Consider the following 19,152-nt stretch of genomic DNA (forward strand, 5'->3'; position numbering starts at 1 on the left):
TACGGCGGGCACGATTCGTCGCGCAGCGAAGCGTGCCCCACGTACCGTCGAGTGCATGACCGATGTGATCGACCGCCACGACGTCGAACGGATCCTCGCCGATCCCGCGTTCCGGGTGCCCGAAGCGGATGCCGACGCCGACCTCCCCGCCGACCGGTTCCGCGCCCGCACTTCGCGGTTCGTGAACGGGGCCGTGCACGATGCCCGCCGGCGACGTCTCGACGAGTTCCTCGCGAGCCTCGACGTCGACGCCCTCGCCCGCGCCGCGGCCACCCGCGCGTGCACCCTCGCACCTGCTGGATCCGACGCGGTGGCCACCCAGGTCCCGGTGGCCTGCCTCGCCGAGCAGCTCGGCTTCGCCGAACCCGATTCGATGCCGGGCCACGTGGCCCTGCTCGCGGCGCACTACCCCACCGGCGGGCCGTCCGACACCGCCGATGCCGCCCTCGTGCGGTTGCTCGCGGCGGCCCCGCCGCCGGGCCGCGACGAACACCGCGACGACGGCGTGCTGCGCGTGCAGCTCCTCGTGCAGGCCTATGCCGCGACCGCCGCACTCATCACGACGGCCCTGCGGCATCCGGATGCCGCGGACGCCGGCGTGGCGACCGCCGAGCTCCTCGAGCGCATCCTTCGCGAGACGCCGCCCGTTCGCAGCACGCGTCGCGTCGGCCCCGACGGCAACGAACTCGTGCTGCATCTCGGCGGGCCGGATCACGACTCGCCGCCGGGCGAAGCGCGCATGCTCGCGTTCGGCGTCGGCGAGCGCGGATGCCCGGCGCCGGCGCACGCAGTCGCCATCGCGGCCGCCATCGTGGACGGGCTGCGCGCATGCTGACGCCTGCCGAGTTCCGCGAGCTGCACCGGCCCGGCGCACCACTCGTCTTGCCGAACGCGTGGGACCTCGCCTCCGCGAGGTGGCTGCGCGCCGCGGGCCACCCGGTCGTGGGCACCACGAGCCTGGGCGTCGCCTACGCCTCGGGCAAGCCCGACGGCGCGGGTGCGACCGCCCACGAGACCCTCGACCTCGCGAGCCGGCTCACCGAGGCGGGCATCACCGTGACGGTCGACCTCGAGGCAGGTTTCTCCGACGACCCCGAGGAGGTCGGTCGGTATGCCGCGCGCCTGGCTCGCCTCGGCGTGGTCGGCGTCAACATCGAGGACTCCGACGCTGCCGGCCGGCTCATCGAGCCGTCCGCCGCGGCGGCGAAGGTGCGCGCGATCGCGACGGCCGCGCCCGAGCTCTACCTCAACGCACGCACCGACCCGTTCTGGATCGGCGGGGACGCGGATGTCCCCCACCGCACGCGCGATGCGGTCGAGCGCGCCCACCGATACCTCGACGCCGGCGCGTCGGGCGTATTCGTGCCGGGCGCGATTCCCCTCGACGTCGTCGCGCGGCTCGCGCGCGACATTCCGGCGCCGCTCAACGTGCTCGTGCAGCCGGCCGCGGCCGTTCGCGACCTCGCCGCAGCCGGTGTCGCGCGAATCAGCACGGGCTCACTGCTGTTCCGCGTCGCGCTCGGCGCGATGGCGGCGGCGTTCGCCGACATCCGCGACGGAACCTTCGCACCGGATGCCGCGACGCCGAGCTATTCGGAGGTCGTGCGGGCGACCTGACGCCACGCGAGCCGGCGCGCCGCAGCCGCGGCATCCGCTCAATCGGGGTTTCGCGCCCGGCTTGGTTGCACGCGCATGGGCTCACCGGGCATCTTCGGGAAGTCGGGCGGGAAGGGCAACTCGCCGAGGCCGGCGTCGAGGTCGCGCTGCCACCATTCGAGCAGCGTGTCGAGTCGGCCGGGCCGGTCGTGCATGTCGCTCCACGGATCGCCCGACTCATGCAGTCGGTCGGGCACGGTGCGGATCGTGTACCGCGCCGGATCGGCGTCGTCGAGCTCGTCCCACGCGAGCGGACACGAAACCGGCGCGTGCGGCAGCGGCCGCGGGCTGTAGGCGCCGGCCATGGTGCGGTCTCGGTTGGCCTGGTTGTAGTCGATGAAGATGCGGTCGCCGCGCTCCTCCTTCCACCACGCCGTGGTGAGCTCGCGAGGCATGCGCCGCTCGAGCTCCCGGGCGAGCGCGATCACGGCGTGCCGCACGTCGAGGAACTCGTGTTCGGGCTCGATCGGCGCGAACACGTGGATGCCCCGGTTGCCGGAGGTCTTCACGTAGCCGGTGAGCCCGACCTCGCCGAGCAGCTCGCGCAGCGCGTGCGCGGCCGGAACCGCATGGCCGAAGCCCGTGCCGGGCTGCGGGTCGAGGTCGATGCGGAGCTGGTCGGGGTTGTCGGTGTTCCCGGCACGGGACGCCCACGGGTGGAACACCACGGTGTTCATCTGCGCGGCCCACACGGCACCGGCCGGCTCGTCGAGCACGAGCTGCGGATGCCGCCGCCCGCTCGGGTAGGTCACGGTGACCGATCGCACCCACTCGGGCGCACCCTTGGGCGGATTCTTCGAGAAGAACTGCTCGCCGTCGACGCCCTCTGGGAACCGCTGGAGCGAGACGGGACGATCGCCGTTCGCCCGGATGAACGCGTCGCCCACCGCGACGAGGTACTCGGCGAGCTCGAGCTTGGTGATGCCCTCCTCGGGCCAGAGCACCCGGCTCGGCGAGGAGATCCGCACGTCGCGAACGCCGTGCGGACCAGGGACAGAGAGCGTTGCTGCAGCACCAGCCATGGTGCGACGCTACCGCCTCCCGCCGACGACGGCCGGGCGGACGCGGCCGCGAACGGCCCGCGCTGGAGCGTGGGCCGGCCGGCTCAGACCGTGGCGTACCGTTTCGCGGCCCGCTCGCGGGCCTTCGCCGCCTCGATCTCGCGGTTCTTCGGCGGCGCGATCGTGACGAGATCGTCGAGGAGGTGCTGCGTGACGTGCGCGACCTCGGCGACGGCGCGGTCGAAGGCCGCCTGGTTCGCCTTCGACGGCTTCGTGGAGCCGCTCACCTTGCGGACGTACTGCAGGGCCGCCGCGTACACCTCGTCGTTCGTGGCCGCCGGCTCGAAGTTGTGGAGGGGATGGATGTTCCTGCACATGACCCGAGCCTAACCCCGGGGAGTCGAGCGCGTCGCGGTTTCCGAGGGCGATGGGGTCGAGCCCTTGGCACGGATGTCCCGCGAGCCCGACTCGGCCGCCCGCTCCCGATCGCGTGCGGCATCCGCCTGCGCCGCAGCCTCGGGCGTCGGTGCGGTGCCGCCGAGCGCCTGCGGTTGCCACCAGGCGCCGGCGCCGTCGACGGGGTACTCGCGCTGGAGACGGGCGACGAGCCCTTGGAGGGCTTCGCGCAGCCGCTCGGTCCCGAGCCGTGCATCGTCGTCGGCACCGACCTGAACGGGTGCGCCGAACGCGAAGGACACGGGCACGCCGAAGCGTTCGAAGAAGCCGATGCGATGGCGCTTGGTGAGAAGGCGCTGGCCGCCCCAGACGCCGACGGGGATGATCGGCACCCCTGCCTCGGCGGCGAGCCGCACGGCGCCCGTCTTCAACTCGCGGACCGTGAAGGACGCGCTCACGCCCGCCTCGGGGAACACGCCGACGAGCTCGCCGCGGCGAAGGGCGGCGACGGCCTTCGCGTAAGCCGCGGCTCCGGCCTTCATGTCGACCGGGATGTGCCGCATGCCACGCAGGAGCCAGCCGACGACGGGCGTGTCGAAGGCACCCTGCTTCGCCATGAACCGGATGCGGCGTCGGTTCGCGAGCCATGTGACCCATTCGACGAGCGCGAAGTCGAGATAGCCGAAGTGCGTCATAGCGAGGACCGCGCCGCCGGTCACCGGGACATGCTCGACCCCGTCGACCCTGCGCTTGAGCCGCCAGAGGCCGAAGAGGCCACGGCCGACGGCGATCGCACTGCTGTAGACGGGTTCCCTCGGGCCTCGACGCTTCATCTCCCGAACGGTACGCGCACGGGCTGGACAGCACCTGAGCCGTCGTCGACACCTGTCCCACCCCGGGTACGACGCCGCAGCTGCCCCACCGCGACGCCGCCCACGAGGAGCCCCGCACCCGCCAGTTCGAGCACGTTCGGCACCTCACCGAGCAGCAGGGCGGCCGCAGCCAGTCCGACGACGGGAACGAGCAACGCGAACGGCGAGACCATCGCCGCGGGGTACCGGCCGAGCAGCATGTTCCAGATCGTGTAGCCGACGAGCGAGGCGAGTCCGGCGGTGTACACCACGCTCACGATGGTCTCCCAGCCGATGGTGGTGAATGCGTCGCCGACGGCGGCCGGCCCGTCGATGACGACGCTGAGGGCGAGCATCGGCACGGGAACGACGAGCGCCGACCACACGACGATGCCGAAGCCGTTCGCGCCGCGCGCGGTTCGGGAGATGACGTTGCCGATGCCCCAACTGAGCCCGGCTGCGACGCACACGAGCATCGGCACGATCGCGCCGATGCCGGCGTCGGCCTCGACCCGGCCGAGTGCGACCACCCCCAGGCCCGCGACGCCGAGGAGCGCGCCGACCAGCTGCATGCGCGTCGGCCGCTCCCGCAGCACGAGCGCGGCGATGAGCAGCGTGAAGACCATCTGGCACTGCAGCACCACGGCCGCGAGGCCGGCCGGCAGGCCGAGGTGCATCGCCGTGAAGAGCAGCCCGAACTGGCCGGCGCTCATGAACAGCCCGATGCCGATGATCACGCGCCACGGGGCATCCGGCTTCGGAACGATGAAGACGAGGGGAAGCGCGACGAGGAGGAACCGGAGGGCCACGAGCACGAGCGGCGGAGTGTCACGGAGGCCGACCTCGATCGCGACGAAGTTGGTACCCCAGATGAATGCGACGAGGAGGCCGAGGAGGAGATGTCTGGGGGTCACGCTGTTCAGCCTCTCAGGCACGACGATTCAGCACCAGTTCCGAATGGTTCGCATGAACACGTACGATTGCTTCATGATCGACCTCCAGGGCCTCCGCGCGCTCGTCGCCGTCGATCGCGCGGGCTCGGTGGTCTCGGCCGCCGAGCAACTCGGTTATACGCCGTCGGCCATCTCGCAGCAGGTCAAGAAGCTCGAGCGCGACCTCGACGCCGCACTCCTGGAGCGGCGCGGTCGGGGCGTGCTGCTCACGCAACGCGGCCGGGCGCTCGCCAGCGAGGGCCGCGAGCTGCTCGACCGCCTCGAGCGACTCGAGGCACTCGGCGCGGGCACGTCGAGGGCGAGCGCGCCGCTGCGCATCGCGTCCTTCTCCACGGCCACGCGCGGCCTCCTCGGGCCGGTGCTCCGCCGACTCCGGGAGTCGGACCCGCCGGTGTCGGCGACCGTGACGGGAATGGACCCCATCGACGCCATGGACATGGTCGCCACCGGCATCGCCGACCTCGCGATCGTGCACAACTGGAACTCGGTGCCGCTCGTCACGCCCGCGCACGTCGTCACCGAGCACGTCTGCCGCGACGAGGCCGATGTCGTGCTGTCGACGCGGCATCCGCTCGCCGAACGCGCCGAGATCGACCGCGCCGAGCTCGTCGATGAGCTCTGGGCGAGCACGCCGCGCGGGCAGATCTGCCACGAGGCGTTGATGCGGATCTTCGCCGATCTCGGCACCGTGCCCCGCATCGTCGCCGAGGATCCCGACTTCGGCTCGCTCGTCGAGCTCGCCCGCGAGGGCGTCTCGATCGCCCTCGTGCCACGGCTCGGTCGCTCGGAACTGCCTGACGGCGTCGTCGCCCGGCCCCTCGCCGACCACAGTCAGGTGCGCGACATCAGCGTCGCCTACCGGCGGTCGATGGCCGAGAGCGCCGGCATCCGCGCCGCCGTGCAGATGCTCATCGAGGCGGGCGCCCGGGTCGACGCCGCCGCCACCTGACGCCCCTCACGCAACGGCGCCAGGTGTCGCTCACCTCGACGTCGGACGCTGATCGGCCAGCGGCTGCAGCCGGAACAGGCGCACCTCGCGACCCGAGTCCCGCTCGTACGCGCGATAGCCCGGCCATTGGGCCTCGATGCGCGCCCACGCCTGCTCACGCTCCTCGCCGCGGATGCGGGTCGCCCGCACCGGCATCCGCCCGCCTCGCACCGTGATCGCAGCATCGGGGTGGGCGATGAGGTTGTAGGTCCATCCCGGATGCCGCTCCTGCGCGAACGAGGTGCCCGCCACGATCGCGCGGCCACGCCCGTCGGGCGTGTACATGAGGTAGGTATCGCGCTCCTGCCCGGTGCGCGCGCCGGTGGAATGGAGCACGAGCGAGGGCACGAGCAGTCCACTGAGCTGCACGCGCCCCCCGGTCGCCCACGCGAGCACGCGCTCGACCGGCGGCAGCAGCACCGGCCCAAGCGCCCGGAACAGGCGGGTTCGGGTGAGCGGCGCGATGGCGGTTCGGACGACCTGCAGGACGGTGGCCATCCGCCCATTCTGGCGGGCCGGATGCCGCGACGGATAGTGCGTCCTCGCGAACCTCGCCCGCTCCTGCTAGGGTCGATGCTCGCATCACTGGAGCAGGCCGCCCGCCCGGCGGCATCCGCGAATCGAGGAGCCATGCACGCATCGATCCGGCTGCGGACCGCCTGACGGCAGGTCCCGCAGCATGCGACTCCGCTCGTCCGCCTGAGCGCCGCCCCGCCACACGTCTGCGGTCGCCGCGCCACGGAACCTGTCGTCGCACTCCCCCTCACCGGGCAGTGCCGGCATCCGCTCCCCCGCGCCTCCGTGCGCCCACCGCGATTCGCCCTGCACGCCCGGTGTCGACCACGACACCTGGAGCTGCGCATGCACACCCCATCCCATCCGCGACCGCCGCGACCGCGGTTCGCCACGAGCGGCCGTCACGAACACGGCCAGAACTTCCTCCGCGACCGACGCGTCGTGCACCGGATCGCCGACCTGGCGGCCGCATGGCCGCGGCATCCGCTCATCGAATTCGGCCCGGGCGACGGCGCCATCACCGACGCGCTCGCCGAGCGGATGCCGCTCACGTCCGTCGAGATCGACCGCCGTTATGTCGAGCGGCTGCGCCGACGGCACGGACGACGCGTCACCGTGGTGCACGGCGACATGCTGTCGTACCGGATGCCGCGGCCGTCGAACCTCGTCTCGAACGTGCCGTTCCACCTCACCACGCCGCTGCTGCGGCGGCTCCTCGCCGACCACGCCTGGCAGCACGCCCTCCTGGTGTTGCAGTGGGAGGTGGCGAGGAAGCGCGCGGGTGTCGGCGGCGCGACGCTCATGACGGCCGAATCGTGGCCGTGGTATGACTTCACCCTCGTCGAGCGCGTGCCGGCGCGTGCCTTCGCCCCGGTGCCCACGGTCGATGCCGGGATCCTCCTGATCACACGGCGTGCGATCCCGCTGGTGCCCGTTCGCGAGGAACGCGCGTACCGCGCGCTCGTGCGCCGCGTGTACGCGGCGCCCGGACGCGGCGCCGTGGAGATGGTGGCACGCGTGGTCGGCCGTGCCCGGGCGCGCACCTGGTCGGCCGCGACCGATGTGGCCCCGAACGCGCTCACTCGCGCCGTGACCGCCGAGCAGTGGGCCGCCCTGCATCGGCTGGCCTCCGACGCATCGTGATGCCGCTACCCCCGCCGGTTCGGCACGTCAATCCCTCGCGCGCACCCACCCGACAGCCGTACGGTGGCCGCAGGCCGCCGCGATCGCGGATCGGCCCTGACGATCGGAGGAGCCATGCACCGTTCCGGAGGTTCGAGCGAAGGCGAGTACACCGACTCCCAGCTTCCGCTGGACGCGGAGTTGCCCAAGGAGGAGTACGACGACGTCAAGGAGGTCCTCGACGAGAACGACATCGACGAGGACGATGTCGAGGTCGTCGAGGTCGTCGAAGAGGACCGGAACTACCCACCCCGCGGCGACACCGCCCTCTGACCTGCCATCGGACGCGCGGCCGCGCGGCCGCGCGTCTTCGGCACGTCAACGCACGGCTCGGTCGTCGTCGCCCGGCGCGGCCGTGTCGCCCCGCTCGGCTGCGACGACCTCGCGCGCCGCCGCGAGTTCGGCCGTCGCATCCGTGGCCCGACGCTCGGCGCGCCGCATGCGCCGAATCGCCGGCGTCGGGGCACCGAATCGCGCGCCGACGCGGTCGCGCTCCTCGTCGATGCCGGTGATGATGTAGGCGCCCGCGATGAGGATCACCTGGCTCGAGAGGTTGAACCAGAGCAGCAGGGCGATGAGCGACCCGAACGAGGCGAGCAGCGGATTGCGCGATGCACCTCCGACGAAGAGGCTCGAGAGCACCTGCAGCACCGCAAGCCCGACGCCGCCGAGAAGTGCGCCCGTCCAGAGCGAACGAACACTCGGCCGCAGCCCCGAGAGCACGAGGAACATACCCGCGATCACGAGCGTGTCGATGGCGAAGATCACGAGGATCGACACCGCTCGCGTCGTCACGTCGTAGGCCGGATCATCGGTGGCGATGCCGAGCGCATCGAAAAGCGCGCCGAGCGCGGTCGTGCTGAAGAACGTCACGGCCGCGGCGAGGGCGAGCGACGCGCCGAAGCCCACCGCGAGTGCGAGGTCCCGCAGCATGACCCACAGGAAGAACGTGTGCTCGTCGGACTGGTCGCCGAGTTCGCGGAAGGCCTTTCGGAGCGACCCGATGGCGCCGATGGCGGCCGCGACGAGGCCGATGAGGCCGGCGATGCCGGCCAGGCTGAGCGTGATCGGCTGGATGAGGTCGTCGGTGTCGATGATGCCGCCATCGCCGACGAGACCGGGGATCGCGGTGCCGATCGTGCCGACGAGCGCGTCCATGGCGTCGGGATTGCCCGAGAGCCAGATCCCGCCGACGGCGAAGCCGAGGAACATGCCGGCGAAGACCGAGAACAGGGTGCGGTAGGTCACGCTGTCGGCGAGCATGGGGCCGCGCTGTTCCATGAACAGCATGACGGCACGCACGAGCTTGCGTTCGAGGGCCCAGGCGGTCGCGCGTCTGCCGAACGCCACGATGCCCGCGAACGGGCCGCCACCCTGTTGCGACCCGGTCTCCTCCGCCATGTCGACAGGCTATCGAGCGGCGGAGGTCACGCGCAGGCGCTTGACAGTCGAATGCGACGCCTGAGGCGGGGCGGCCGGAGCCGCCCCGCCTCATGGAGTCGTGCTGGGGTGCCGGTCAGTACCAGCCCTGCGAGTTGAAGGTGTCCCACGCACCGCACGGGGTCCCATACCGGTCGGCGATGTAGCCGAGGCCCCAGGTGATCTGGGTGGCCGCGCTGGTCTGCCAGTCGGCACCGGCCGTGGACATCTTGCTGCCCGGCAGGGCCTGCGGGATGCCGTACGCCCCGCTCGACGGGTTGGACGCGTAGACGTTCCACCCCGACTCGTGGTTCCAGAGCTCGACGAGGCATCCGAACTGGTCGCCGCCCCACCCGCGCTGCGCGAGCATGTCGCGGGCGATGGCCTGCGCCTCGGTGGGGTTGGCGGGCGCACCCGGGCGGGATGACGACGACGATGACGAGGAGGAGGTCGACTGCTCGGCAGCGGCGGCGGCCTTCGCGGCGGCTTCGGCGGCGGCGGCGGCTTCAGCGGCGGCCTTGGCGGCCGCCTCGGCGGCGAGGCGGTCGGCCTCGGCCACGGCGGCACTCACGGTGTGCACGTGGTAGGTGGTCGTGTCGACGAGCTCGAACACCCGCTCGGGGGCGAGCAGGCGGTAGTCGGAGAGCACGGCGACCGATGCGGCGAGCTGAGCGGCATCCGTCTTGCCCTGCGCCGCGGCAATGGTGTCGTTCGCGCCGCTCAGCACGGCCTCGGCCTGCTGCGCCGCACGGGCGGCGAGGATGCCGCCGTGCGCCGGGAGCTGGTCGACATTGAGGTCGGTGGCTTCGGTGAGCACCCGTGTCTCGGCGACGCGGTCGTTCTGCGCGGCGACCGCGCCCTGCACGGCGAAGCCGGTGCCGACCATGGCGCCGATGGCGGTGACGGCGCCGGCCGCGAGGAGCGGGCCCTTGCGCCAGCCCTTGGGGCCGCGCTTCGCCGGGTCTGTGGCCCGGCGCTTCATTGCATCGTTGGAGTTGTTCGGGTTCGAGAATTGAGACTGGTTCGGCATGACTTTCACGGGGGCGAACGGCAGAGCTCACGCTCGACTGTTCTGGACTCGACGTTCCTCAGACGCGGGGGCGCCCGGGCGAAGTGGCCAGTCTGCCGAGAGGCCCTGTATGAGTCCTCACATAGTCCTGTGAATACCATCCAAAACGGAATGAATTCTCACCTTCGCACGGCGCCATTCGCCCCGAAATCGGGGTACCCCGGCCACTCGCGAGGCCCGTGGGAACGCACGAACGCCTGGTGCACTCGCTCGCATGCGCCACGCAGCGTGGTGCCCCATCCGAGCAGCCGCCCGGCGAACTCGGCGCGGTAGCGCACCTCGCCGTCGACGCGCACGATCGTGACCGCGCCGTACTCGCGACCCATGCTGTCGACGAGGCGCCAGCACCCCGGTTCGGGCTCCGTCGCAGCGAGGATGGGATGCCAGGTGGTGGCCAGTGCTGCTCCTTCCAGAGCGCCCCGGCCGACGCCCTTCAATGGTACGTCGACCGCCCCGGGACCGCCCTCACAGGGAAGTCACAGCCCCCACGGCCGCCGTTCGGAACAGTCGGGCGGGCTCCCCTGTTCTCTCTGGTGGCGCCATGATCCGCATCGTGCGGTCCGGGCGTCGAGGCGCCGCAGCCAGCGTCGCCCGCAGAGGAGGAACGAAGTGTCACAGGACTACCGCAAGACTCCAGAGGCGGTCGCCCGTCTCACCCCGAACCAGTACCGGGTCACCCAGGAGGACGCCACCGAGCCGGCGTTCCGCAACGAGTACTGGAATCACCACGAGCCAGGCATCTACGTGGACGTCGTCTCAGGGCAGCCGCTGTTCGCCTCGACCGACAAGTACGACAGCCGTTCGGGTTGGCCGAGCTTCACCAGGCCCATCGAGCCTGACGCGGTCACCGAGAAGGTCGACCGGTCGCTGTTCATGAAGCGCGTCGAGGTGCGCTCGGCGGCCGCCGACAGCCACCTCGGGCACGTCTTCGACGACGGCCCGGCCGAGGCCGGCGGCCTGCGCTACTGCATGAACTCCGCCGCCCTGCGGTTCGTGCCCCTCGCCGACCTCGAGGCGCACGGGTACGGCGAGTACCGCGCACTGTTCACGACGACGGATGCCGCGGCATCCGAGAAGGAGAACGCATCATGACGAACCCCGGCGAGATCACCATGACCCCCGGCACCGAGACGGCCGTGCTCGCGGGCGGCTGTTTCTGGGGCATGGAGGACCTGATCCGCAAGCGCCCCGGCGTGCTCGACACCCGCGTCGGCTACACGGGCGGCGACGTGCCGAACGCGACCTACCGCAACCACGGCACGCATGCCGAGGCCATCGAGATCGTGTTCGACCCCGCGAAGGAATCGTTCCGCAACCTGCTCGAGTTCTTCTTCCAGATCCACGATCCGTCGACGAAGAACCGGCAGGGCAACGACATCGGGCTGAGCTACCGGTCGGCCATCTTCCCGACGACCCCCGAGCAGGAGATCACCGCGTACGAGACCATCGCCGATGTGGATGCGTCGGGGCTGTGGCCCGGACCGGCCACCACCGAGGTCTCCCCCGCCGGCGCCTTCTGGGAGGCGGAGCCCGAGCACCAGGACTACCTGGAGCGCTACCCGAACGGCTACACGTGCCACTACGTGCGTCCGGGGTGGAAGCTGCCGAAGCGCGACGCGGAGCCCGCCGCGTAGCGCCTGACGGCGGAAGGACGGCCCCGGCGGACGCAGGTCCGCCGGGGCCGTCGGCATGCCGGGTACGGGGTCAGTGGCGTCCGTATGGCGTCGGCGGGTTGTCGGGCGCGAGCTCCGCGCCGAGTTCGCGCACGGGCTCCCTCGACGGGCTCAGCGCACGACCTCGCCACGCACCGCCCAGGCCCTCGCGGTGAGCGGGATGGAGCCGGCGGCCGACACCGGCAGGACCTCGCGGAGATGTTCGCGCAGGCGCTCCCTCGCAGGCGCCTCGAGCGACATCACGTACGACGGCGCCGGACCCTGCCCGCCGAGGAAGGGCGTCCAGTAGTCGTCGAAGTCACGGAACACGGTGGCGATCTCGATGCCCGTCGTCTCCACGTCGAGGAGACCCGCGCTCGCGAAGCGCCACGTCAGGGCCTCGGGCGTGCTGTCGGGGAACCGGGCTCCCTCGTCGAACGCCGCTGCGGCCGGATCGAGGTCGGTCGCGGCGTCCCAGAACCGCCGCATGAGCTCCATCCGATCCGCGTAGTCCCAGACGTAGCCGGCGACCACGCCGCCGTCGGCCGTCACCCGCGTCATCTCCGCCAGGGCGGCATCGAGGTCGGGCACGAAGTTCAGCACGAGGCCCGACACGACGACGTCGACCGACGCGTCGTCGATCGGGAGAGCGGATGCCACCGCGCGGTGGAACGTGACCCGGCTGCCCAGCTCGGCCACCGCGGTCTCGAGGAAGCCCTCGGAGGGCTCCACGCCGTCGACGCTTGCGGGCGCGCACTGCTCGAGGATCGCCGCCGACAGCACACCCGTGCCGCAGCCGACGTCGAGCCACCGGCGACCCGGCGGCATCCGCAACCAGTCGAGGAACAGTGGGGCGACCACGCGGCTCCAGCGACCGACGTACCGCTCGTACGCGCGGCCCTGCTCCCACGTGTCGGGCACACCCCCATGAGCCATCCTCACACCGTACCCCTCTTCCGACGGCGAGAATGAGGGAGACGGACGAACGACCGAGATCCACCGGAGGCCAGCCATGCCCGACGCCACCCACATCCTCATCGCCGCCGATGCGGCTTCCCTCATCGACGCACTGCCGATCGAACCCGGGGGCGTGCGCTCCACGCGCATCCACAAGGGCCCCGGCGCGACGATCGTGCGGCTCTCGATGGACGCGGGCACCGTCATGAAGGAGCACATCGCGCAGGCGCCCCTGCTCGTCTCGGTGCTCGACGGGCGCGTGGCGCTCGAGGTCGGCGGCGAGCGCATCGAGCTGGGTGCCGGAGGGCTCCTCCACATCGGCGAGCGAGTGCCGCACGCCGTCGAGGCGCTCACCCCCTCGCATCTGGTGCTCACCCTCGGTACGCGTTCGGCGGCGACACCGGGAGCGGATGCCGCCGGCTGACGCCGACCGCGTTTGCTGGCCTCAGGGGCTGGTCCGCGGCTAATGTTGGCGTCATCGATCGCATCGACGCGAGTGAGACGTAGGAGGGCACCATGGCCGAACGACCACGTGACGTGACCGACCTCTACTTGGCCCCGGTCGTCCTCGAGGTGGACGGGCGTCTCGAGGAGCTCGGGGCCTTGTCGCCCGACGACCTCGGCTTCCAGGTCGTCCTCGAGACGAACATCGAGCCGCAGAATGCCGCGGAGCGGGAGAAGGCGCTCCTCGAGACGATCAGGCGCCGGGTCGAGCTTCACGGCTGGAGGCTCTCGCTGCATGAGCGCGGACTGGCCATCGGACATGACCGGCACGCACTCGTGCTCGGCCTGCCGGCGAACCTCCGGGAGTACCTCGCCGACTGACCGAGCGGCGCCGGGCTAGTCTGCTGTCATGATCCGGACGTTGCTTCGCGCCCCCGTGGGTCCGGGCGAGGTGGTCGCCGACCTGCTCCGCCTCGTCGCCGTGGTCAGCATCTTCATCGCCGGCGCAGGGTGGGGCCTCCTCTCGGGGCTGAGCTTCGTGTCGGCGTTCGTCGTGATGCTCGTGCCGCGGCTGCTGCGCCTGCGTCCGGCCTTCGATATCGCGTTCGGCGCCCTCATCCTCGCTTCCACGTGGTCGAGCGTGCTGAACATCTACATCACGACCCGCTGGTGGGACATCCCCATGCACTTCGCCACGAACGGGTTGAGCGCCGCGCTCGTCTACATTGTGCTCGTGCGGATTCGCGTGCTCGGCGACCCCTGGACGCTCCCGCGCCCGACGCTCTCCGCGGCGCTCGTGACCACCGCCATCGGCTTCACCATCGGCGTGTTCTGGGAATTCTTCGAATGGATGGGGCACAACTTCATCGACCACGGGATCCTCGTCGGCTACGACGATTCCCTCGGCGACCTGTTCTGGGGCGGCCTGGGTTCCCTGCTCGCGGGGCTCGGCATGTCCTACTTCATGGCCGATTCGAGCACCCGAGACGGCGACCCCGTGGCCGCGGGTGCCGCAGAAACAGCGGGTACGGCCGGCGCCGCGGGCGCCGCGGACTGACCGGCGCCCGACGGCGCCTCACGCGAGGATCGTCAGCGGGTTCTCGATGCGTGCCACGAAGGCCGCGAGCCAGCGGGCCGCGAGCGCGCCGTCGAGCACCCGATGGTCGGCCGACATCGTGACCGTCATGATCGTGCCCACCTCGAGGGCTCCGTCGACGACGACCGGTGCCTGACGGGCGGCGCCCACGGCGAGGATGCCGGCCTGCGGCGGGTTGATGATCGCACTGAACTCCTGCGTGCCGAACATGCCGAGGTTCGAGACGGAGAAGCTGCCGCCCTCGATCTCATGCTGTCGGAGCCCGCCCGACCGGGCGCGCTCGGCGAGGTCGGCGATCTGCCGGCCGAGCGCCGATACGCTGAGCATCTCCACGCCGCGCACGACGGGCGTGACCAGCCCGTCGTCGATCGAGACCGCGATCGCGATGTCGACGGTGCGGTGCTGCAGCATGCCCTCGTCGGACCAGGTGCGGTTCGCCTCGGGAACGTCGAGGAACGCCCCGGCCGCGGCCTTCACCACGAGGTCGTTGACCGACACCTTGACGGTGCCCGCCTCGTTGAGCTCGCGGCGCAGGTCGAGGAGTCGGTCGACCCGGCAGTCGGCGGTGAGGTAGAAGTGCGGAACCTGCGTCTTCGACTCGATGAGGCGGCGCGCGATGGTGCGGCGCATCCTGGAGTGCGGGATGAGTTCGGGCTCCGCGCCGGCGGGGGCGGCGGGCGCCGCGGCGGGCGCGGCAGCGGCTGCGGGCGCCGCAGGCTCGGGCGGGGCCGTGGGCGCTGCCGATTCGGCGGTCGCCGGTTCGGCCGGGCCTGCGGCGATGAGCGCCTCGAGGTCGCGTCGCACGATCCGGCCGTTGGGCCCCGAGCCCTCGACGCCGTCGAGGCTGACGCCCTGTTCCCGGGCCATCCGACGCACGAGCGGGCTGATGAAGCGGCGCTCCTGGGAGCCGGATGCCGCGGCCGGGGTCGTCTCGGGCTGCGCTTGTGGTGCGGGCGCGGCATCCGGTCCCGTCGGAGCAGGAGCCGCCGCGGCATCCGGTCCCGTCGGAGCAGGAGCCGCCGCGGCATCCGACTCCTCATCGAAGACCGGCGCCGCATCGGCGACGGGCGTGCCCGACTCGGGATCGGACGGGGTCTCCTCCTCCTCGGGCTCACCCGAGGCCACCGCTGCCGGCGCCGCCGGGGTCTCGGGAGCGGCTTCACCGGGTTCTCCGAGCACCGCGATCGGCGTGCCCACGTCGACGGAGTCACCCTCGGCGACGAGCAGCTGCAGCACCGTCCCTGCGGTCTCGGCCGCGTACTCGACGACGGCCTTGTCGGTCTCGATCTCGGCGAACGGCTGCCCCACCGTCACGGCGTCGCCCACGGCGACCGACCAGGACTGGATTGCGGCCTCCTCGGCGCCCGCGAGCACTTCGGGCATTCGGATGGTCGTGGCCATCAGGCACCTCCCGCGTTCCTGCGCACGGCTTCGAGTCCCGCGACGACCTCTTCGGTGCGCGCGATCGCCGCCCGTTCGAGCACCCGCGAGATCGACGGCGACGACCCCGAGCCGGTCACCCGCTGCACCGGCTGGTCGAGCCAGTCGAACAGCCGCCGCTGGATCTCGTCGGCGAGCCAGCCGCCGTATGAGGTGCCGCGTGCGCCCTGTTCGACGATGAGCACGGCGTTGGTCTTCTTGACGGATGCCTCGATGGTGTCCCAGTCGATCGATGCGCGGTCGAGCCAGCGCAGGTCGATGAGCTCCGCGTCGATGCCGGTCTCCTCGATCGCCTCCATGCTGTGCCGCACCATCGACAGGTAGCTGATGACCGTCACGTCGTTGCCCTCACGGCGGATCGCGGCGGTGCCCGGAGGAATGATGTAGTCGAGGTCGCCCGCGATCACGGAGTCCTTCTCGTTGTAGAGGTCGACGTGCTCGATCACGAGCACGGGGTCCTCGAGGGCGAGCGCCGCGTTCATGAGGCCGACGTAGTCCTCGGCCGACGACGGGGCGACGATGCGCCATCCGGCGCTCGTGGCGAAGATGCCGGCCGGGTCCATGAGGTGCTGCGAGCCGTAGCCCGAGCCCATCGCGACCTTGGTGCGCAGCACGAGCGGCACGGGGTTCTCGCCGCCGAACATGTGCCGGGCCTTGCCGATCTGGTTGAACACCTGGTCGGCGGCGACCCAGAGGAAGTCGGGATACATGAACTCGACCACGGGGCGGAACCGGCCGTCGAGGGCCATGCCGCCGCCGAGCCCGGCGAACGCGTTCTCACTGATCGGCGTGCCGAGCACGCGCTCGGGGTAGGCGGTGGAGAGGCCCTTCGTGGCGCCGTTGGTGCCGCCCTTCAGGCGGTGCACGTCCTCGCCGAGCACGATGATGCGGGGGTCCTCCGCCATGCGCCGCTCCATGACGCCCGCGACGGCGTCGACGTACTTGACCTCGTCGCGAGCGCGGGTGTCGGTGAGCGGCTCGAGCGTGCGGAGCTCGGCGAGCTCGCTCAGGTCGCCGCGGACGCCGACGTCGACGAACTCGGGGTCGGGCCAGAGCTCGGGCCGGATGCGACGACGACCCTCCTTCTCGGGATCGGCCACGAGCAGCTCGGAGGTGGCCGCGTCCATCGCGGCGATGGCCTGGGCGCGCACCGCCTCGACCTGCTCGTCGGTGACGAGCCCGAGCTTCGTCAGCTCGGCGGCCATTCGGATGAGGGGGTCGCGCTCCCGCCACTCGGCCTCCTCCTCCTTCGAGCGGTAGCCGAATGCGCTGCCGGGGTACGGGCCGTTCTGGTGGAAGTACCGGTACACCTGGGCCTCGATCACGACCGGGCCGTCGCCCGCACGCATCCGCTGCTCCGCCTCCACCATCGCGAGGTGCACGGCGAGCGGGTTCATGCCGTCGACGCGGTATGACGGGATGCCGAAGCCGAGGCCTCGGGCCGACAGGCGCGGCTCGCCCGTGACCTCCTCGACGTGCGTGGAGACGGCGTAGAGGTTGTTCTCGATGAAGAAGGCCACCGGGAGCTTCCACGCGGAGGCGAGGTTCATGCTCTCGAGCACGGAGCCGATGTTCGTGGCGCCGTCGCCGAAGTAGGTGACCGTGACATCCGTCGTGTCCGAATGCTTCTGCGCCCACGCGTTGCCGGCCGCGAGCGGAACCCCGCCGCCGACGATGGCGTTGGTGCCGAGCGCGCCGGCCTCGAACCACTGCAGGTGCATGGAGCCGCCACGGCCGCGGCAGTAGCCCTGCGCGAGCCCGAGGATCTCGGCGAGCGTGCGCTGCAGCACCGCCTGCAGGTCGGGCGTGACCAGGTGCTCGAGGTCGAGCCGCCCGCCCGCCACGTGCGTGATGGCCTTCGCGAGGAACTGGTGGTGGCCCCGGTGAGAGCCGTTGATGCCGTCGGTCGAGCGCAGGCCCACGATCGAACCGACCGCGCCGCCCTCCTGCCCGATGGACGAGTGGGCCGGGCCGTGCACCAGGCCCTCTCCGGCCAGGTCGAGCACGCGCTCCTCGAAGGCGCGGATCAGGTGCAGCTCGCCGAGCATCGTCGCGAGCAGCGCCGGGTCGGCCGACTTCCAGTCGGCGGCGGTGGTCGTGATCTCGACCCACGGGGCCGCGGGCTCCAAACGTCGTTGTCTCGCCATGTCGGATCCTTCGTCGGTGGCTGCACCGCGCTCCAGCACGGCGGTGTGATGAGGGTCAGCTTACGCCACGATTGCATCCAATTCCAGTATCCATGACGATGATCAGGCGCGAATTCGTCACCGATGGCATAGAATTGCATCCAGTTGATCGCGATGAAAGGGATACACGTCATGGCACTGCCCGGCCTCCGCGGCACCGAGCACATCGGTTTCACCGTGCCCGATCTCGAGGAGGCGCATCGCTTCTTCGTCGACGTCATCGGGTGCGAGTACGTGTACACGCTCGGCCCCTTCGAACGCGATGACGATTGGATGGCCGAGCACCTCAACGTGCACCCCCGCTCGGTGATGCGCGAGCTGCGATTCTTCCGATGCGGGCACGGCCCGAACTTCGAGATCTTCGAGTGGGAACCGGCCGACGGGCAACGCGACCAGCCTCGCAACAGCGATCTCGGCGGGCACCACCTCGCGTTCTACGTCGACGACCTCGACGCCGCGGTGGCGTACCTCCGCTCGCAGGGGGTCCGCGTGCTCGGCGAACCGACGGCGAGCCGCAACGCCAGCGAGGGGCAGCGCTGGGTGTACTTCCTCACCCCGTGGGGCATGCAGCTCGAGCTCGTGAGCTTCCCGAACGGCAAGGCGTACGAGGCAGCCTCCTCCGTGCGTCTCTGGGATCCCCGGGACCCCGCGGCATGAGCGCCGAACCGCAGGTCGCCCCTGTCCCCCGCGACGGCGCCGCGAGCCGCAGGATCGCCGAGGGCATCCGCGACGAGATCCTCCATGGCGTGTACCCGCCGGGCTCACGCCTGCGGCAGGAGGAGATCGCCGAGCGGTTCGGCGCGAGTCGCGTGCCCGTGCGCGAGGCACTCAAGGCGCTCGAAGCCGAGGGCCTCGTCACGCTCGTCGCCAACGCGGGCGCCTGGGTGTCGCGCCTCACCCTCGCGGAGTGCGAAGAGGTGTACCAGGCTCGCGAGCGACTCGAGCCGCTGCTGCTGCGCTACTCGGCCCCGAACCTCACCCCGCAGGACCTCGAGCAGCTCGAAGCCCTCGCCCGGCGCATGGCCGAGACCGACGACGTCGCCGAGTTCCTGCGCCTCGATCGCGAGTTCCACATGCTGAGCTACAGCCGGGCCGACACGCTCATGCTCGGCGACCTCGTGCTGCGGTTCTGGAACACGACGCAGCCGTATCGACGCGCCTACTCGCTGCTCATGGATGCGCACAGCACCCGCATCGTGCACGACGAGCACCACCTGCTCGTCACGGCGCTTCACGAAGGCGACACCGAGAGCGCGGAGCAGACCATCGTGAGCCACATCCGGCGCACCCGGCGGATGCTGGCGAAGCATCCGGAGATCTTCTCGACGGAGTCCTGAGGCCGTCCG

At 71.3% G+C, this 19,152-nt stretch carries 23 protein-coding genes; 12 read left to right on the top strand and 11 right to left on the bottom strand.

Annotated features, from left to right (window positions below; genetic code table 11):
* Nucleotides 1-55 precede the first annotated feature (55 nt).
* Complete coding sequence (locus tag AB0K73_RS14695; RefSeq protein ID WP_360514325.1) at nucleotides 56-835, top strand: hypothetical protein; 780 nt, start codon at nucleotides 56-58, stop codon at nucleotides 833-835.
* Nucleotides 829-1,617, top strand: a complete 789-nt coding sequence (locus AB0K73_RS14700; RefSeq protein WP_360514328.1) for an isocitrate lyase/phosphoenolpyruvate mutase family protein — start codon at nucleotides 829-831, stop codon at nucleotides 1,615-1,617. The genes AB0K73_RS14695 and AB0K73_RS14700 overlap by 7 nt, the downstream gene beginning before the upstream one ends.
* A 38-nt stretch (nucleotides 1,618-1,655) precedes the next feature.
* On the opposite strand, the gene ligD is transcribed toward AB0K73_RS14700, so the two are convergent.
* The 4 genes from ligD to AB0K73_RS14720 all read right to left on the bottom strand — a co-directional run bounded on the left by ligD (nucleotide 1,656) and on the right by AB0K73_RS14720 (nucleotide 4,818).
* Complete coding sequence (gene ligD / locus AB0K73_RS14705) at nucleotides 1,656-2,678, bottom strand: non-homologous end-joining DNA ligase (protein ID WP_360514331.1); 1,023 nt, start codon at nucleotides 2,676-2,678, stop codon at nucleotides 1,656-1,658.
* Nucleotides 2,679-2,761: 83 nt separating this feature from the next.
* On the bottom strand, nucleotides 2,762-3,034 hold the full coding sequence (locus AB0K73_RS14710; protein ID WP_360514334.1) for a DUF2277 domain-containing protein: 273 nt from the start codon (nucleotides 3,032-3,034) through the stop codon (nucleotides 2,762-2,764).
* Nucleotides 3,035-3,043: 9 nt separating this feature from the next.
* Entirely contained in the window at nucleotides 3,044-3,886 is an 843-nt protein-coding gene (locus AB0K73_RS14715) for a lysophospholipid acyltransferase family protein (protein WP_360514337.1), read from the bottom strand.
* Entirely contained in the window at nucleotides 3,883-4,818 is a 936-nt protein-coding gene (locus AB0K73_RS14720) for an EamA family transporter (protein WP_360514340.1), read from the bottom strand. The genes AB0K73_RS14715 and AB0K73_RS14720 overlap by 4 nt, the downstream gene beginning before the upstream one ends.
* 73 nt (nucleotides 4,819-4,891) lie before the next feature.
* Here AB0K73_RS14720 and AB0K73_RS14725 point away from each other — a divergent pair, with 73 nt between their 5' ends.
* Complete coding sequence (locus tag AB0K73_RS14725; protein ID WP_360514343.1) at nucleotides 4,892-5,806, top strand: LysR family transcriptional regulator; 915 nt, start codon at nucleotides 4,892-4,894, stop codon at nucleotides 5,804-5,806.
* Nucleotides 5,807-5,836: 30 nt separating this feature from the next.
* Here the strand turns inward: AB0K73_RS14725 and AB0K73_RS14730 are convergent, their stop codons facing one another.
* Nucleotides 5,837-6,343 (bottom strand): nitroreductase family deazaflavin-dependent oxidoreductase, encoded by a 507-nt coding sequence (locus AB0K73_RS14730; protein ID WP_360514346.1) that lies wholly within the window; start codon nucleotides 6,341-6,343, stop codon nucleotides 5,837-5,839.
* 363 nt (nucleotides 6,344-6,706) lie between these two features.
* Between AB0K73_RS14730 and erm the strand changes: the two genes are divergently transcribed.
* A complete protein-coding gene (gene erm / locus AB0K73_RS14735) occupies nucleotides 6,707-7,504 on the top strand; it encodes a 23S ribosomal RNA methyltransferase Erm (protein WP_360514349.1) in 798 nt (265 codons plus the stop codon).
* Between the two features lie 114 nt (nucleotides 7,505-7,618).
* Nucleotides 7,619-7,816, top strand: a complete 198-nt coding sequence (locus tag AB0K73_RS14740; RefSeq protein WP_360514352.1) for a hypothetical protein — start codon at nucleotides 7,619-7,621, stop codon at nucleotides 7,814-7,816.
* A gap of 45 nt (nucleotides 7,817-7,861) precedes the next feature.
* Here the strand turns inward: AB0K73_RS14740 and AB0K73_RS14745 are convergent, their stop codons facing one another.
* The 3 genes from AB0K73_RS14745 to AB0K73_RS14755 form a co-directional block, all read right to left on the bottom strand.
* On the bottom strand, nucleotides 7,862-8,944 hold the full coding sequence (locus tag AB0K73_RS14745; protein WP_360514355.1) for a YihY/virulence factor BrkB family protein: 1,083 nt from the start codon (nucleotides 8,942-8,944) through the stop codon (nucleotides 7,862-7,864).
* Nucleotides 8,945-9,059: 115 nt separating this feature from the next.
* Complete coding sequence (locus AB0K73_RS14750) at nucleotides 9,060-9,944, bottom strand: lytic transglycosylase domain-containing protein (RefSeq protein WP_360514358.1); 885 nt, start codon at nucleotides 9,942-9,944, stop codon at nucleotides 9,060-9,062.
* A gap of 206 nt (nucleotides 9,945-10,150) precedes the next feature.
* Nucleotides 10,151-10,468: a hypothetical protein gene (locus AB0K73_RS14755; RefSeq protein ID WP_360514361.1), complete on the bottom strand. Its 318-nt coding sequence runs from the start codon at nucleotides 10,466-10,468 to the stop codon at nucleotides 10,151-10,153.
* Nucleotides 10,469-10,640: 172 nt separating this feature from the next.
* Between AB0K73_RS14755 and msrB the strand changes: the two genes are divergently transcribed.
* Entirely contained in the window at nucleotides 10,641-11,123 is a 483-nt protein-coding gene (gene msrB, locus AB0K73_RS14760) for a peptide-methionine (R)-S-oxide reductase MsrB (protein WP_360514364.1), read from the top strand.
* Nucleotides 11,120-11,665: a peptide-methionine (S)-S-oxide reductase MsrA gene (gene msrA / locus AB0K73_RS14765; protein WP_360514367.1), complete on the top strand. Its 546-nt coding sequence runs from the start codon at nucleotides 11,120-11,122 to the stop codon at nucleotides 11,663-11,665. The genes msrB and msrA overlap by 4 nt, the downstream gene beginning before the upstream one ends.
* Nucleotides 11,666-11,815: 150 nt before the next feature.
* On the opposite strand, the gene AB0K73_RS14770 is transcribed toward msrA, so the two are convergent.
* The gene (locus AB0K73_RS14770) at nucleotides 11,816-12,619 is read right to left on the bottom strand and encodes a class I SAM-dependent methyltransferase (protein ID WP_360514370.1); all 804 of its coding nucleotides are present in this window, start codon (nucleotides 12,617-12,619) and stop codon (nucleotides 11,816-11,818) included.
* Nucleotides 12,620-12,695: 76 nt separating this feature from the next.
* Between AB0K73_RS14770 and AB0K73_RS14775 the strand changes: the two genes are divergently transcribed.
* From AB0K73_RS14775 to AB0K73_RS14785, 3 genes are all read left to right on the top strand, one after another.
* Complete coding sequence (locus tag AB0K73_RS14775; RefSeq protein ID WP_360514373.1) at nucleotides 12,696-13,064, top strand: cupin domain-containing protein; 369 nt, start codon at nucleotides 12,696-12,698, stop codon at nucleotides 13,062-13,064.
* A gap of 92 nt (nucleotides 13,065-13,156) precedes the next feature.
* Nucleotides 13,157-13,465, top strand: coding sequence for a hypothetical protein (locus AB0K73_RS14780; protein WP_360514376.1), 309 nt, complete (start codon nucleotides 13,157-13,159; stop codon nucleotides 13,463-13,465).
* A 28-nt stretch (nucleotides 13,466-13,493) separates the two neighbouring features.
* Nucleotides 13,494-14,141, top strand: coding sequence for a hypothetical protein (locus tag AB0K73_RS14785; RefSeq protein ID WP_360514379.1), 648 nt, complete (start codon nucleotides 13,494-13,496; stop codon nucleotides 14,139-14,141).
* A gap of 18 nt (nucleotides 14,142-14,159) precedes the next feature.
* On the opposite strand, the gene AB0K73_RS14790 is transcribed toward AB0K73_RS14785, so the two are convergent.
* Both AB0K73_RS14790 and AB0K73_RS14795 read right to left on the bottom strand, forming a co-directional pair.
* Entirely contained in the window at nucleotides 14,160-15,581 is a 1,422-nt protein-coding gene (locus AB0K73_RS14790) for a dihydrolipoamide acetyltransferase family protein (RefSeq protein ID WP_360514382.1), read from the bottom strand.
* Nucleotides 15,581-17,767 carry a thiamine pyrophosphate-dependent enzyme gene (locus tag AB0K73_RS14795; protein WP_360514385.1) on the bottom strand — a complete coding sequence of 729 codons (2,187 nt, stop codon included), beginning with the start codon at nucleotides 17,765-17,767 and terminating at the stop codon, nucleotides 15,581-15,583. The genes AB0K73_RS14790 and AB0K73_RS14795 overlap by 1 nt, the downstream gene beginning before the upstream one ends.
* A 171-nt stretch (nucleotides 17,768-17,938) precedes the next feature.
* On the opposite strand from AB0K73_RS14795, the gene AB0K73_RS14800 reads away from it, so the two are divergent.
* Nucleotides 17,939-18,463, top strand: a complete 525-nt coding sequence (locus AB0K73_RS14800; protein WP_360514388.1) for a VOC family protein — start codon at nucleotides 17,939-17,941, stop codon at nucleotides 18,461-18,463.
* On the top strand, nucleotides 18,460-19,143 hold the full coding sequence (locus AB0K73_RS14805; protein WP_360514391.1) for a GntR family transcriptional regulator: 684 nt from the start codon (nucleotides 18,460-18,462) through the stop codon (nucleotides 19,141-19,143). The genes AB0K73_RS14800 and AB0K73_RS14805 overlap by 4 nt, the downstream gene beginning before the upstream one ends.
* Nucleotides 19,144-19,152: the final 9 nt, after the last annotated feature.

It is taken from the genome of Agromyces sp. NPDC052230, assembly GCF_040679595.1.
Lineage (GTDB): Bacteria > Actinomycetota > Actinomycetes > Actinomycetales > Microbacteriaceae > Agromyces.

Excerpts from the sequence above, each read along its gene's own strand:
- AB0K73_RS14740 (WP_360514352.1), top strand. The coding sequence starts at position 7,619 with ATGCACCGTTCCGGAGGTTCGAGCGAAGGCGAGTACACCGACTCCCAG.
- AB0K73_RS14725 (WP_360514343.1), top strand. The coding sequence starts at position 4,892 with ATGATCGACCTCCAGGGCCTCCGCGCGCTCGTCGCCGTCGATCGCGCG.
- AB0K73_RS14700 (WP_360514328.1), top strand. The coding sequence starts at position 829 with ATGCTGACGCCTGCCGAGTTCCGCGAGCTGCACCGGCCCGGCGCACCA.
- erm (WP_360514349.1), top strand. The coding sequence starts at position 6,707 with ATGCACACCCCATCCCATCCGCGACCGCCGCGACCGCGGTTCGCCACG.
- AB0K73_RS14715 (WP_360514337.1), bottom strand. The coding sequence starts at position 3,886 with ATGAAGCGTCGAGGCCCGAGGGAACCCGTCTACAGCAGTGCGATCGCC.
- AB0K73_RS14805 (WP_360514391.1), top strand. The coding sequence starts at position 18,460 with ATGAGCGCCGAACCGCAGGTCGCCCCTGTCCCCCGCGACGGCGCCGCG.
- msrA (WP_360514367.1), top strand. The coding sequence starts at position 11,120 with ATGACGAACCCCGGCGAGATCACCATGACCCCCGGCACCGAGACGGCC.
- AB0K73_RS14790 (WP_360514382.1), bottom strand. The coding sequence starts at position 15,581 with ATGGCCACGACCATCCGAATGCCCGAAGTGCTCGCGGGCGCCGAGGAG.
- AB0K73_RS14695 (WP_360514325.1), top strand. The coding sequence starts at position 56 with ATGACCGATGTGATCGACCGCCACGACGTCGAACGGATCCTCGCCGAT.
- AB0K73_RS14800 (WP_360514388.1), top strand. The coding sequence starts at position 17,939 with ATGGCACTGCCCGGCCTCCGCGGCACCGAGCACATCGGTTTCACCGTG.
- AB0K73_RS14750 (WP_360514358.1), bottom strand. The coding sequence starts at position 9,944 with ATGAAGCGCCGGGCCACAGACCCGGCGAAGCGCGGCCCCAAGGGCTGG.
- ligD (WP_360514331.1), bottom strand. The coding sequence starts at position 2,678 with ATGGCTGGTGCTGCAGCAACGCTCTCTGTCCCTGGTCCGCACGGCGTT.
- AB0K73_RS14785 (WP_360514379.1), top strand. The coding sequence starts at position 13,494 with ATGATCCGGACGTTGCTTCGCGCCCCCGTGGGTCCGGGCGAGGTGGTC.
- AB0K73_RS14780 (WP_360514376.1), top strand. The coding sequence starts at position 13,157 with ATGGCCGAACGACCACGTGACGTGACCGACCTCTACTTGGCCCCGGTC.
- AB0K73_RS14710 (WP_360514334.1), bottom strand. The coding sequence starts at position 3,034 with ATGTGCAGGAACATCCATCCCCTCCACAACTTCGAGCCGGCGGCCACG.
- AB0K73_RS14745 (WP_360514355.1), bottom strand. The coding sequence starts at position 8,944 with ATGGCGGAGGAGACCGGGTCGCAACAGGGTGGCGGCCCGTTCGCGGGC.
- AB0K73_RS14730 (WP_360514346.1), bottom strand. The coding sequence starts at position 6,343 with ATGGCCACCGTCCTGCAGGTCGTCCGAACCGCCATCGCGCCGCTCACC.
- AB0K73_RS14775 (WP_360514373.1), top strand. The coding sequence starts at position 12,696 with ATGCCCGACGCCACCCACATCCTCATCGCCGCCGATGCGGCTTCCCTC.
- AB0K73_RS14770 (WP_360514370.1), bottom strand. The coding sequence starts at position 12,619 with ATGGCTCATGGGGGTGTGCCCGACACGTGGGAGCAGGGCCGCGCGTAC.
- AB0K73_RS14795 (WP_360514385.1), bottom strand. The coding sequence starts at position 17,767 with ATGGCGAGACAACGACGTTTGGAGCCCGCGGCCCCGTGGGTCGAGATC.